This window comes from Corynebacterium kroppenstedtii DSM 44385 (assembly GCF_000023145.1).
GTDB lineage: Bacteria > Actinomycetota > Actinomycetes > Mycobacteriales > Mycobacteriaceae > Corynebacterium > Corynebacterium kroppenstedtii.
This window is the reverse complement of the sequence record NC_012704.1, coordinates 1,115,102-1,129,149: the sequence shown is the minus strand read 5'-3', so window position 1 is coordinate 1,129,149 and position 14,048 is coordinate 1,115,102. Positions and strand designations below refer to the sequence as shown.

10 protein-coding genes are annotated in these 14,048 nt (G+C 55.6%); 4 read left to right on the top strand and 6 right to left on the bottom strand.

What is annotated here, in order from left to right:
• The first annotated feature begins 103 nt into the window (after positions 1 to 103).
• Complete coding sequence (locus CKROP_RS04665; protein ID WP_012731587.1) at positions 104 to 565, top strand: metal-sulfur cluster assembly factor; 462 nt, start codon at positions 104 to 106, stop codon at positions 563 to 565.
• Between the two features lie 49 nt (positions 566 to 614).
• Here CKROP_RS04665 and CKROP_RS04660 read toward each other — a convergent pair whose 3' ends face one another.
• Positions 615 to 1,922, bottom strand: a complete 1,308-nt coding sequence (locus tag CKROP_RS04660; protein ID WP_012731586.1) for a lycopene cyclase family protein — start codon at positions 1,920 to 1,922, stop codon at positions 615 to 617.
• A gap of 151 nt (positions 1,923 to 2,073) precedes the next feature.
• Here CKROP_RS04660 and CKROP_RS04650 point away from each other — a divergent pair, with 151 nt between their 5' ends.
• Positions 2,074 to 3,702 carry an ABC-F family ATP-binding cassette domain-containing protein gene (locus tag CKROP_RS04650; protein WP_012731585.1) on the top strand — a complete coding sequence of 543 codons (1,629 nt, stop codon included), beginning with the start codon at positions 2,074 to 2,076 and terminating at the stop codon, positions 3,700 to 3,702.
• Positions 3,703 to 3,781: 79 nt separating this feature from the next.
• On the top strand, positions 3,782 to 4,453 hold the full coding sequence (locus CKROP_RS04645; RefSeq protein WP_012731584.1) for an NAD(P)H-binding protein: 672 nt from the start codon (positions 3,782 to 3,784) through the stop codon (positions 4,451 to 4,453).
• On the opposite strand, the gene CKROP_RS04640 is transcribed toward CKROP_RS04645, so the two are convergent.
• The 5 genes from CKROP_RS04640 to acnA form a co-directional block, all read right to left on the bottom strand.
• The gene (locus CKROP_RS04640) at positions 4,433 to 5,173 is read right to left on the bottom strand and encodes a glutamine amidotransferase (protein ID WP_012731583.1); all 741 of its coding nucleotides are present in this window, start codon (positions 5,171 to 5,173) and stop codon (positions 4,433 to 4,435) included. The two genes, CKROP_RS04645 and CKROP_RS04640, sit on opposite strands and share 21 nt — an antisense overlap.
• A 68-nt stretch (positions 5,174 to 5,241) precedes the next feature.
• Positions 5,242 to 6,600: a PFL family protein gene (locus tag CKROP_RS04635; protein ID WP_012731582.1), complete on the bottom strand. Its 1,359-nt coding sequence runs from the start codon at positions 6,598 to 6,600 to the stop codon at positions 5,242 to 5,244.
• Positions 6,601 to 6,612: 12 nt separating this feature from the next.
• A complete protein-coding gene (locus CKROP_RS04630) occupies positions 6,613 to 6,882 on the bottom strand; it encodes an ACT domain-containing protein (RefSeq protein WP_041629296.1) in 270 nt (89 codons plus the stop codon).
• Positions 6,883 to 7,083: 201 nt separating this feature from the next.
• The gene (locus CKROP_RS04625) at positions 7,084 to 7,644 is read right to left on the bottom strand and encodes a TetR/AcrR family transcriptional regulator (protein WP_012731580.1); all 561 of its coding nucleotides are present in this window, start codon (positions 7,642 to 7,644) and stop codon (positions 7,084 to 7,086) included.
• A 30-nt stretch (positions 7,645 to 7,674) separates the two neighbouring features.
• Entirely contained in the window at positions 7,675 to 10,464 is a 2,790-nt protein-coding gene (acnA, locus tag CKROP_RS04620) for an aconitate hydratase AcnA (protein WP_012731579.1), read from the bottom strand.
• A 1,051-nt stretch (positions 10,465 to 11,515) separates the two neighbouring features.
• Here acnA and CKROP_RS10685 point away from each other — a divergent pair.
• Complete coding sequence (locus CKROP_RS10685) at positions 11,516 to 13,975, top strand: NlpC/P60 family protein (protein WP_012731578.1); 2,460 nt, start codon at positions 11,516 to 11,518, stop codon at positions 13,973 to 13,975.
• Positions 13,976 to 14,048 lie beyond the last annotated feature (73 nt).

Genomic DNA, 14,048 nt, shown 5'->3' with positions numbered 1-14,048 from the left:
CCGGGCATCATCGATGCATCATGGGACAAAGCAGTACGTGGAAACAATGACAGCCGGGTGATCCCCGTAGACAGTGCACACTCAGGAAGAACGAGGAGTTCCAATGGCACAAGACGACACGACCACACAAGATCAAGCTGCCAGTTCATATGAATCCTATGACGACGCAGGTTCGGTAACAGGGCCGGGCACGGGAATGGACGGGTCTATCCCTAGCGTTCCTGACCTACCGCCGATGAGCGATGACCAGCAGAAAATTGCTAATGCCGTCCAGGACAGCCTGTACGATGTCGTCGACCCTGAGCTGGGCATCAACGTTGTAGATCTTGGTTTGGTTTACGATATTTGGGTCGACGAGGATGGCAATGTTGTGGTCTACATGACATTGACCTCTCCTGCCTGTCCACTCACGGACATGCTTGAAGACCAGTCAACGGATGCCGTTGTCGGTCGCGGTATTGCTGACAATATGCGCATTGAATGGGTGTGGACTCCGCCGTGGGGACCACACATGATTACTGAAGAGGGCAGAGAGCAACTCCGTGCTCTCGGGTTCGCTGTCTAGCTCGGCTTGAGTTCGGGCATTTCGTGCCGACGCGTCCTATCGATATGACTTACCGACGTGGGAGCGGGGTGGTACTCCCACGCAACAAAGACATAAACGTGCGTCGGGCCAGTGCCCGTTTGGCTTTACGTTCTTGCCGTGAATCTCCGTCCGGTTTAATCATCACCCACACGAGGCGAGCGACGACGGACACCATAGCTCGGGCGATATCCAACCCGTGAGAGGACGTCAGGTAATCGCGAATCCGGGGCGGAGACATGGCGAAAAACTCACGGTAAAAAAGCCGCATTTCATCTGGCTTCAGTTGGAGAGTTGCGTTCAAACCACGCCGTTGAAGCCACCCTGCCACCCATCCTCCGGGAGGCCCGTGTACTGCTCCGACGGTACGTTGAAGAAGGCGCGGGTATCGAGCCCAATGGGCAGCCCAGCCGATCTCTTTATCAGCGCGATCTACCGCAGCTCCGATACTGTATCCAGTGGCAGCGTGCATCAGTCCCGCGGCCGCACCCCACGGAAAAATGCTTGTCACACCATTGTTTCGACGTGCTACGTGCGGGATTCGTCGGCGTAGGGGTGCGACGGGAAAACTCACGACTTCCTCGCGAACAGCGTGCCGACGCGCGATTTCCGGATCAACACCGAGCTGCTCGAGTCTCCTATCCAGTGCCCACCGCAGGTATTCCAATTGTGCTGTTTCAGAATGGGGCGAGTGCTCGGGACCTCGGCACAGTGTTGCGACAATTGTTTCCTCGATCAGCCATCGGCCGTGCCCCAGAGGCATCCGATAGTTAAACGTCATACGAGAAGGCACATCAACGCCTGGATGGGCCGTCGTCGATGCACCGTCGTCGGATGTCGGGTGGGAAGAAGAAGCACTGTCAGGTAATGTTCGCATGTCCATCAGCACTGGCTGACGGTGGTCGCGCGGTAGAAAACGCTCGGGGAGGATTAGCCCTACCGCGAGTTGCCGAACTGGGAGGAAACCACCGCTCGACGCGCGTGTATCAATGACCACGTCCGCGTCGTCATGCCTGGAGTCATACCACTCGTCATGAAAGAGAGATTGCGTGTCACCCGCGTCCCACAACCGGTCGCGTAACGCATCCGGATTGAGAATGACATACGTTTCCGGGAGGACGGCGTCCCAATCATCGCCGTACACACGTGGCCGAGACTGGGAAAGATATGGATGCGGATGCTGACGTAGCCATCGCGGTATTTGGTGTGCCCAGGCACCCATCGTCGGCGGATAATGCGGGCCATGTGGGTCCCAGCATTCCACCGAATAACCGGAACAGAGCGCAGCAAGAGACGCTGCTGTTCCTGCAGGACCTAGCCCGACCACCGAAAAATGCATAACCTCACTGTATCGTCAGAGCGGCGTCGAAACTGGAACGAGGAATGACAAGGGACGGCGCCTCTCGTAAATCACTAAGTAGTTCGCCCAACGGTAAGGCCATAGTCGGCGGTGTGAACAAAGCCGCTTCCACGCGATATACTGCCGGCTTGTGATTACCACCGAGGATCTTGACGTTCGCGTTGGCGCGCGAACACTTCTGACAGCACCTGGACACCATCTGCGCGTCCAAGCGGGGGATCGCATCGGTCTTGTGGGCCGCAATGGTGCAGGCAAAACGACGACCATGCGTATTTTGGCGGGAGAAACACAGGCTTACGGTGGAACTGTTATTCGGTCCGGCGATATTGGGTACCTTCCCCAAGATTCAAAAGAAGGCGATATCGAACAGTCAGCGCGGGATCGCGTGCTATCCGCCCGTGGGCTCGATCGGCTTCGTTCTTCCATGGATCGGCAGCAGGAAATCATGGAGACCGGTACCGACGCTCGTCGCGACGCAGCGATCCGCAAGTTTTCCCGCCTTGAAGAGCGTTATCACTCGTTAGGCGGGTATGAAGCTGATGCTGAGGCCGCGCGGATTTGCGACGCTCTCGGCCTTCCCGCACGCGTGTTGGACCAGCCACTCAAGACTCTTTCAGGTGGTCAGCGGCGTCGCGTCGAATTAGCGCAGATTCTCTTCGCGGCGTCCACCGGAGGTGGAAAATCCGACACTACGCTGCTCCTCGACGAGCCAACGAACCACTTGGATTCAGACTCCATCACATGGTTGCGCGATTTCCTGTGCAAGCACGATGGCGGTTTAGTGGTTATCTCTCACGACGTTGACTTGCTCGAGGCCGTGTGTAACAAGGTGTGGTTCCTGGATGCCACGCGGGCCGAAGCCGATGTGTACAACATGGGTTGGAAAAAATACCAACAGGCACGCGCCACCGACGAGACTAGTCGTCGACGTGAAAAGGCGAATGCGGAAAAGAAAGCCGCAGCACTACGGGCTCAGGCTGCACGGTTCGGGGCGAAGGCAACAAAAGCAGCTGCTGCCAAGCAGATGCTAGCGCGCGCAGACCGCATCGTCAGCGAACTCGATGAGGTTCATGTATCGGACAAGGTTGCGCATATTTCATTTCCTGAACCTGCTCATTGCGGTAAAACGCCACTCAATGCTCACGGCTTGACGAAGATGTATGGGTCTCTCGAAGTTTTCGCTGGGGTGGACTTAGCCATCGACAAGGGTTCCCGCGTCGTCATTTTGGGTTATAACGGTGCTGGAAAGACGACCCTCCTTAAGCTCCTCGCCGGCGTCGAACGGAGTGATGGGGAAGGGGGAATTGTTACTGGCCACGGGCTCAAAGTTGGCTATTTCGCGCAGGAGCATGACACGATCGATCCCGACGCTTCCGTGTGGGAAAACACTGTTCAGGCGTGTCCCGATTCCGGTGAACAAGACCTCCGCGGTCTTCTCGGTGCTTTTATGTTCTCGGGCGATCAGCTTCAGCAGCCGGCTGGTACCTTGTCTGGTGGTGAGCAGACCCGTCTTGCGTTGGCGGCTCTTGTTGCATCCCGCGCGAACGTCTTGCTCTTGGATGAGCCGACGAACAACCTCGATCCTGTCTCGCGTGAGCAAGTCCTTGCGGCTTTACGAACGTACACGGGTGCGGTTGTCCTTGTCACGCACGATCCTGGAGCAGTCAAGGCTCTTAATCCGGAGCGTGTCATTGTCCTTCCCGATGGCGACGAGGACATGTGGAATGACGAATACATGGAGATCGTGGAGCTCACGTAGACGGGCGACTATGTAATGTGGCCATCGAGCCGGGCGCACCACCCTGGCAGAATCAGAAGAAAGTCCTTAGAGTGGATGTATGTCTGATAAGAAGAATGTACTAATCATTGGTGGACACGGTAAAGTCGCGCTGAAACTCGCGCCCCTGCTGGTGAGAGATGGTTTCAGCGTTCATTCACTCATTCGGAATCCAGATCAGAGTGAGGACATCACCAAAACCGGCGCAAACCCGGTTGTTAAAGACGTCGCCTCTTTGACTGCCGAAGAGTGGGATGAGCTTCTCATTGGCGTCGACGCGGTTGTGTGGAGTGCCGGAGCTGGTGGCAAGGGTGGTACCGAAGCGACCTATGCCGTCGACCGCGACGGAGCGATAGCATCGATTGATGCTGCTCAACGGTCAGAGAGCTCCCCGCGCTACATCATGGTGAGCTTCTGGGGCTCAACAACCGTCGACCTACCCGAGGACAACTCGCTCTATCACTATTCGTTAGCCAAGCGCGCTGCGGACCAACATCTGTTGGATTCCTCATTAGATTTCGCCATCCTGGCACCGACGGCCCTCACCATGGAGCGGGCCAAGGGGATCGACGTCCACACCGTAGAGGACACCGCAAACCAGGAGCGCCCCGCAGATACGTCTCGAGAGCTCGTCGCTCACGTAGCAGCGTATGAGGTTGAAGCACCGACCGCTCCGAATAAGATCATTCCGTTCGCCGACGGTGACTCGCAGCTAGGCGACGCTCTGGGATAGCTCCCGAGAGTATGAGCGGCAGAAATCGACGAAGTTGGCGAGAATCTGCCGCGCGGGGGATACGTCGACTTTCGCGGTAGCGTTGACGATGGACGTGAATTCATCGGCGCCGAAGTAACCGTAGTTGCGATAGAACTCCATCCGCTGACGCAGTCCCGACGCATCCATTTCCGCGTGGAATTGCGTCGCCCACTGTGTCTCACCAACCCGGAAAATCTGGATTGGGCAGGCATCGCCATATGCCAACAGGGTGGCGTCCTGGGGGAGGATCTCGATGTTTTCCGTGTGGCCGGTAAATGCTTGGAACGTGGATGGAAGCGACCGGCACAGCGGATCCGACGCGGCAGCGTCGGTCAACCGAACCTGCGTTGGTCCGGAATCTTCGGGGTGGAGACGGGCAATAGTTCCGCCATGAGTATCCGCTAGGACATGGGCGCCGAAGCAGATATTTATGACAGGAATCCTGGTCCCCGTGAGCGCTCTCAGAAGGCGCTCGACGTGCTCCTGCTCCTCGTCCTTGTGAGGATTAGTCACTGTATGGGGCGATCCACCAACGAAGATGCCGTCGATACCATGAAGATCTCCCAGTTCGGCGGATTCGCTATCAAGCATTCGCTGTTCAAGCTCGTGAGGTTGAAGGCCGCTAGCGCTCATGAAGTCATAAAGTTCGCTTGCGGCAACATCAGCTCCGTGACGAGGCGAGAACAGCACAAAATTCATAGCAGACAGCTTAGTCTATATCCGTCGATCTTGTAAATTCGCTTTTCAAGGCCAAACAATGCCAGAGATTAATTCCTAAAACCATGAACAGGCGCAGGGAGCTGACCGCCGCGACGAATAAACGTTGCTGACGATGCTCCATGGACTGGCATGATCGGGGCTCGTCCCAGAAGACCACCGAAGTCAACGTCGTCTCCCACGGTCTTCCCAGGAACCGGAATAACTCGTACAGCAGTTGTTTTATGGTTCATCATACCGATTGCAGCTTCGTCGGCAATCATTCCGGAAATCGTCTCTGGGGGAGTATCGCCGGGAACCGCAACCATGTCCAACCCCACTGAACAGATCGAGGTCATTGCCTCGAGTTTATCGAGGGTGATAGCCCCTTCACGGGCTGCATCGATCATGCCAGCATCTTCGCTAACCGGGATGAAAGAACCTGATAACCCGCCGACATGCGAGCACGCCATCATCCCGCCCTTCTTGACCGCATCGTTCAGCAAAGCCAAGGCTGCCGTCGTGCCATGCGTCCCGACCTTGCCAAGCCCCATTTCCTCAAGAATATGAGCGACCGAATCACCGATTTCAGCAGTAGGGGCGAGGGAGAGATCGACAATTCCAAAACGTTTACCTAGGCGGTCTGCAGCTAGTGTCCCCACGAGCTGCCCCATTCGAGTCACTTTAAAGGCGGACTTCTTAATGAGTTCCGCCATATCATCAAATGAGCAATCAGGCACCTTTGCGAGGGCACGTTGGATAACCCCGGGGCCTGATACGCCGACGCTGACTACGCAATCGGGCTCTTCAATTCCATGGAACGCGCCGGCCATGAAGGGGTTGTCGCCAACAGCGTTGGAGAAGACGACGAGTTTGGCAGGCCCCAACACCGAGTTCTCTGTGTCGGAGTGTGCCGATTCAACGATCACTTCACCCATCCGCCCGATGGCGTCCATATTCAGTCCGGCCCGGGAGGAGCCAATATTGACCGACGAACATACCAACCCGGTGGATGCGAGAGCTTCGGGAATGGAATCAATAAGCGCGCGATCGTATTTCGTCATTCCCTTTTCGACGAGGGCAGAATAGCCGCCCACGAAGTCCACACCGGTGGTTTTCGCTGCTTTATCCAAGGCGTGAGCAAGGGGTGTCGGATCCACACAGTCTGAGGCAGCGGCGACTAGCGACACGGGGGTGACTGATACGCGCTTGTTGATAATAGGTATTCCGAGTTCTCGGGAAATGCCTTCGGTCACCGGAACGAGATGCTCAGCGCACGTCGTAATGGTGTCATAAATATGAGTGGCAGCTTTGTCAATATCAGAATTCGCGCAGTGGAGAATGTTGATTCCCATGGTCACGGTGCGAATATCGAGACGCTGCTCCTCAATCATGGAAATGGTCTCGAGAATATTATGCTTTGTATCCATACCAATACCGGCCTATAACTCGTGCATGGCACGGAAAATAGCTTCCGACTGAAGACGTATCTTGAGTTTCTGCTCTACCTCTACGGGTTTCATAGCATCCTGTAGAGCATCGAGACTTTGAGAATTCTCATCAAAATCTACCTGCAGAATCATGGTGAAATAATCACCCATAATTGTTTGAGACACGTTAGTAATATTTGCGTCTACTTTTGCCAATTGCGTGGCCACAGCAGCGATAATTCCGGTGTGATCTAACCCGGTGACGGTCATGATCGCGATCATGTTATACAGAATAGCGGGAACCCATTGCAGGAAAACAACTGCGCTTCCATCCCTCATACGTGCCTGATACGTGGCGTTTTTGCTCGCACGTGGAAGTCTGGCGCGGCGTCGTCAAGATATGCACGCAGCACCGTCAAAGGCATGAGGGTATGAAAAAAGAGGCGCTACATAACGCAGCACCTCTAATTGGCCACTTATGGCCTATTTGCGCAAGCTGTCTTCCAGGACATCGAGGGCGAGGGGGAGCTCCGGAGCAGTATAACCTGCACCAACGGCAGAGAGCACCCCATCAAAAACGACGATCAGTAACGAACAAATGACCTCAGGGCTCACGTCGGTGCGCATAACACCGTCGTCTATCTGCTGGGAAACCCGTCGCCGCACCGCATCGTCGATACGCTTGTGTTCGCTATTCCAACGACAACGAAATGATGGGTCAGTCCGGACGAGCCTTCCCACTTCGAGCTGGGTTAATGCCCATTGGTATCCATCAGGATTGTCGACGATGTTTCGCATAACGTCGATCAATCCGTGAGAGGCCGCAATGTCTGCCATGTGAATCGCGTCTTCGCGCGCTAGTTCAAAAAACAGACCTTGCTTATCGCCAAAGTGGTGGAAGATCGCTCCGCGGGTTCGTCCGGTCGCCTCCTCGAGCCGTCGTACCGTTGCGCCTTCGTAGCCGTATTCGGCGAAACATGTACGCGCGGCGTCGAGGATCTGTGACCTCCGTCTTTCGAGATCAACGTCACTGACTTTAGGCATGACCAATACCTGTTGCGAAGGCAGTCTGCCTTAGCTGTCTTCCTTCATCATCCGACGCAGGACGTACTGGAGGATGCCTCCGTTCCGGTAGTAGTCTGCCTCACCGGGTGTGTCGATACGAACAACTGCATCGAAGTTGACGGTTTCACCGTTTTCCTTCGTGGCGGTCACCTTGACCGTCTTCGGAATGGTGTCATCGTTGAACTTCTCGATGCCTTCAATGTCGTAGGTCTCAGTACCGTCGAGGCCCAGCGACTTCCAGGATTCGCCCTCTGGGAACTGAAGAGGGATGACACCCATACCGATCAGGTTCGAGCGGTGAATACGCTCGAAGGATTCGGCAATGACGGCCTTAACACCCAGCAGCAGGGTGCCCTTGGCTGCCCAGTCACGGGACGAACCGGTGCCGTATTCTTTACCACCCAAGACGACGAGAGGAGTCTTCTCCTTCTCATAGTTCAGCGCAGCGTCGTAAATGAAGGACTGCGGTCCGCCTTCTTGGGTGAAGTCTCGGGTGTATCCACCGGAAACCCCATCAAGGAGCTGGTTCTGCAGACGAATGTTGGCAAACGTACCGCGAACCATGACTTCGTGGTTACCACGGCGAGATCCCAATGAGTTGTAGTCCTTACGGGCCACACCCATGGAGTCCAGGTACTGGGCCGCCGGGGTACCGGGCTTAATTGCCGACGCGGGGGAGATGTGGTCAGTGGTCACTGAGTCGCCCAACAGCGCGAGGACACGAGCGCCCTTCACGTCCTCAACCGGATCCGGTTCGACGGACATGCCATCGAAGTAGGGGGCACGGCGAATGTAGGAGGACTCATCATCCCACGCGAATGTTTCGCCATCCGGGGTATCCAAGTTCTTCCAGCGCTCGTCGCCCGCGAAGACATCTTGGTAGTCAGTCTCATACATTTCGCGAGAAATGCTGGACTCGATCGTGGATTCGATCTCATCCGTGGAGGGCCAAATGTCTTTGAGGTAGACGTCGTTACCGTCCTGGTCTTGGCCAAGAGGCTGCTCGTCAAAATCGAAATCCATCGTCCCGGCGATTGCGTAAGCAATAACCAAGATGGGCGATGCAAGGTAGTTCATCTTGACGTCTGGCGAGATGCGGCCTTCGAAGTTCCTGTTACCGGACAGAACAGCCGTTGCGGCAAGGTCAGCCTGGTTAATGGCCTGTGAGATTTCGGCGGGCAGTGGGCCGGAGTTACCGATACAGGTTGCGCAACCGAAGCCAGAGAGATAGAAACCGAGAGCTTCGAGGTCTTTCCAGAGGTCAGCGCGCTCGAAGTATCCATTGACAACCTGCGAACCAGGGGCACAAATGGTCTTGACCCATGGCTTCGCGTGCAGTCCCTTCTCAGCAGCCTTACGCGCGAGCAAACCTGCACCAACCATCACTGAAGGGTTGGAAGTGTTAGTACACGAGGTAATCGATGCAATCGCCACCATGCCGTGGTCGAGCGTGTACTCGCCACCTTCAGGGGACTTGACGACGATCGGGGACGAGGGGCGACCCTCAGCACCCTCGGCGGCAGATTCGCCGTGGCCAGGCCGGGACTCGTTGTAGTCGGCGACATCTTCCTTAGCAGGAGCGTCTGCTTCGACGACGTCCTTGACTTCGCCATCACTGTAGTTGTGAAGGTCCTTGCGGAACTGAGCCTTAGAATCGGTGAGCTCGATGCGGTCCTGCGGGCGCTTAGGTCCAGCGATCGATGCAACGACCGTCGACAGATCCAATTCGAGGTACTCGGAGTACTCTGCCTCCGGAGTGTTCTCGTCAAGCCACATGCCTTGTTCTTTAGCGTAAGCCTCGACGAGAGCGCACTTCTCTTCGGAACGGCCAGTCAAGCGTAGATACCTGATTGTTTCTTCATCGATCGGGAAGATGGCCGCTGTCGATCCGAATTCTGGCGACATGTTACCGATGGTTGCACGGTTAGCAAGCGGCACCGAAGAAACACCTTGACCGTAGAACTCAACGAACTTACCGACGACTCCGTGCTGACGGAGCATGTCGGTAATGGTGAGGACCACGTCTGTCGCGGTCACACCGGCAGGAATTTCGCCTGTGAGCTTAAATCCAACAACGCGTGGCACGAGCATCGACACCGGCTGGCCGAGCATGGCAGCCTCAGCCTCAATACCGCCGACGCCCCAGCCCAGAATTCCGAGGCCGTTTTCCATCGTCGTGTGGGAGTCAGTACCGATACATGTATCCGGGTAGGCAAGACCGTCACGGTCGAACACGACGCGGGCGAGGTACTCGATGTTTACCTGGTGAACAATGCCTGTTCCCGGGGGGACAACCCGGAAGTTGTCGAAAGCACCGGTGCCCCAACGGAGGAACTTGTAGCGCTCGTCATTCCGCTGGTACTCAATTTCGACGTTCTTCTCAATGGCATCTTCAGAGCCGAACGCTTCGATAATCACTGAGTGATCGATGACCATCTCTGCTGGGTTGAGTGGGTTAACCGATTCTGCCTTGCCACCCAGGGTGACCACTGCGTCACGAATGGTAGCGAGGTCGACGATGCAGGCGACACCCGTGAAGTCCTGCATGAGGACGCGGGCTGGGGTGAACTGAATCTCAGTATCGGGCTCTGCGCTCGGTTCCCAATTTGCAACAGCTTTGATGTGGTCAACAGTAGTGTTCTTGCCATCCTCGTTGCGGAGGAGGTTCTCTCCCAAAACCTTGAGGGAGTACGGTAATTTTTCCATGCCAGGAACGGCGGAAAGACGGAAATAGTCATACGACTTATCTCCAACCTTCAACGTCGATTTGGCATCAAAGGAGTTCTTACTTTCTGACACAGCGAGCTCCAGTCCTCTTCTCTTTCGACTTTCAGGGGTTACAGCTGTCAGAAAACTACTGACAAAGCTGCACAACGTCGTGATTCCTCATGATCCATTGTGGCAGCATTCAAGGCCGCCTGCGCGCAATACCTTGAACTTTGCTCTCAGAATCCCACGACAAGGGGGGTTTGCCCAGCATATTGCAGCCCAAACTCTAACAGTACAGACGTACTGTAAGCGAATCTGGGGCCTTATTCACCCCCAAAAGTTACTTCCGGGGCCTGAAAGTTGATCCTGTGAGATCAGAAGGTCACCCACGAGGCATTGATTCCTTTCACTTGCAACACGTGTTGGCGTAACGCATTCACTGACGACGCGGCACGCAGCGTCAACACACGCATGGAAGAATTAAAAATGCGCTCCATAAATAGAGCGCTCGCTATCGCATTACAGTCGGCAACTTCCGTCGGGTTAGGGCAGAGGACTTAAAGAGGCCCGAGAGTGGCCCCTTCTGGCGCATTTATTAGCTGATCCACAAACTAAGGGGAAGCGCCACAGCGTTCCCAGACCTTCAACCTCAACTTGAGGTTCAAGTTGACACGCCGAAAATATTTAAAACGTGGTGTAAATCACACTTTGTAATTATTCCGTTATCATCCCTGGTCAAGCCTTTAAGCAAGACTTCTGTCAGGATGTGAAGCTTGTTTTTTATGTGATTAGAGTTTCTTCCGATGTTCACGTGCTCTACGGTGGCACTGTTCAAAAAAATAAAGCTGTGCAACCAAAGTCGATACGAGTCAACCCCTGAGGCTAGAGAAGACTCTTCAACCATTGACCAACCGGGCATGCGGGGAAGTATGCCCGATTGGTAGAAGGTGAGAGGATCGGCACACCGACGTGGCTACAGCGGGCAGAGAATCGTCAAGCTTTAACCCTTGACTTTCCTGTTAACACTTCCGCGGGTCGCTAGGTTCCGTAACAAGGCTGGTTATCGGGTTTCTACCTCTATTGACTGACGGCTTCAGGCATAGCTCAGACGATGAATGCTTCCGATCAAAGGAGAAATGGCGTGGTAGACCGCAGGGCCTTCCGGACGTCCCATCCGCGACATGCACGCACTCGGCTTGCGGCCGTCTTGCTGTGTGCCGGGCTAGGGGTAACCTCTGCTCCACATGCCATGGCAGCGCCCAACGACGATCCCAATTCTGTCGCGTCGCTTGCCAACGATTTAACTCAGGCACAGAAAAAGCTGACTGAGCTGCAAAATGAACAAGGCGGCATCCGTCAAGAAGCAAATAAGACTGTGTATGAGCTGGATGAGGCCACCAGCGATGCAAACGATGCACAGGAGAAGGTTGTCCAAGCACGGGCGAGGCTCGACAAGTCCCAAAAGGACGTCGAGGAAGCCCAGGACAAGTTAAACTCCCTGTCGCGTTCGCAGTACACGCAAGGCCAAGATTCCAATGCAGTGACGATGGCAGCTGGGGAAGATGCCGTCGCTAATACTCTTGACCGCGCTTCATACTTGCGCACCGAGGCAGCGAAGCAACGCAAAGTTGTCTCGCAGCTAGACAAGGTGCGTACTCAGGCTGCTAATGAGGAGTCCTCTCTCCGCAAGCTGCTTGCCGACGCCTCCGCTAAGCGTAAGGACGCGAAGGAATCCAAGGACAAGGCTCTTGAAGCGATTCAAACAGCGTCACGAAAAGCAGCGGACCTGCAAAAATCTATCCAGGAAGCCGAAGCTCGCAAGAATGAGATCCAGTCACGCCTCGACGAAGTAAAGGGCGACAAGACTGGTTCCTCTAGCAATTCACCTGCGGCACCGGCTCAGAACAACGCCAGTGACACAAGTGCGGCAGGTCCTTCCACTTCCGCTTCGGCAACGCAGGACAACAAACCTGATTCAGATTCTGCGCCATCAGCTGATAACGCTGCTGACAACCAGGACAACTCGTCAGACAGCGCTTCCTCTGACGACCAATCGAGCACAAGCTCTGCGACTACAACGGAGCAATTAGCGTACGACACGGCTAATGACGGTGATGCGGGGACCGGCGAACCCACGCAGGAATCCACGGAGCCATCGTCGGATGCAACTGAGCAGTCGTCTTCAAATGAGCCAGCTACGGCTTCGTCCGACAATTCTGCCCAGGACCAGCGGGATTCTGCGCAGAATGACCAGGCAGACAGCTCTAGTAATGCAGATAATGCGGACGACCAGGGCGCTAAAGCTGACCAGGGCATCGACTACGCTGCTGCAGACCAGACCGAAAAAGAGCGGTCCGAAGCTGCCGCCGACGCGAAGCAGAAAGCTGATAACGCTTTAGCTGCCGCCAAGGATGCCAAGGAGAAGGAAGACAACGGCGATCCAACCGTTGAGCAGGCACGTCAAAATGCAGCCAACCTGGCGACGATCGCTTCCGAGGCGGTCAAGCGTGTAGAAGAGCTGACCGAAAAGCTGCGGCAGATTTTGGGCGCAGCCTTTGATTCCTCGTCTAACGACGCTGACAAGGCGCTTATCGGGCTCACCTCGAGTGGCTTGGCAGCCTTAGCAGCCGGACTGAAGGCAGGCCAGGAAGGAAACGACCCGGTTGCTGCCGCCGTTAATGGCGGACGTCAGGCAGCGCGTCAAGCGTGGGACCAGATTCAGAATCAGTCCGATAACAGCGGTAATACCAATAACACCGGTAGCGCTAACACCGGTTCGGGATCTGCGTCTACGACAACGGGCACCACTGGCAACGGTACGGGTAGCGACAACAGTGGATCCACGGCCTCTGGTTCCAGCTCGACGGGATCTGACAACTCGAGTAATGACCAGAGCAGCAGCTCAACATCGTCGGGTAGCACTAGATCAACCAGCAATGGTACGGGCAGCGATGGATCCGATTCGGATGATTCATCCTCGGACGACGAATCCACGTCGACTACTTCACAGCTAGTCAACGGTCTCAAGAACAACTCTGACGCCTTGAACCGAGTGACCGACGGTACTGACCAGGCCTCACTCGCTACCTCGATTGGCGGAGGAAACTCAGCAAACAGTTCCACGACGGGAACGACCAACACGGGCGACAATGCACAAACCGCAACCAGCGGTTCTGCAGAAACCCGGATCAACGCCGTTATCGCTCGTGCGCAATCACAGCTAGGAGTGCGTTACTCCTGGGGTGGCGGAAACTACTATGGCCCGACCGTCGGCATTAGGGATGGCGGAGTCGCTGACCAATACGGCGATTACGCTCACGCTGGTTTCGACTGCTCCGGCCTGGTGCTGTACGCCTTCTACATCGCTGGCTTCAAGTTGCCGCACTACACAGGAGCGCAGTACCAATCGGGAACTCAGTATCCTGCTTCCCAGATGAAGCGCGGTGACCTGATCTTCTACGGTCCTAACGCTAGCCAGCACGTCGCGATCTACCTGGGCAACGACCAGATGATTGAGGCACCCGAGTCCGGCTCAGTCGTCAAGATCAGCCCAGTTCGTTATGGTGGCATGACTCCGAACGTTGTCCGGCTCATCTCATAAACTAGGCTAGGTCTGCATTCCACACGCACTGCTCACTCCCGTCCTTATCGACGTGGGGATCATCGTGCCGGTA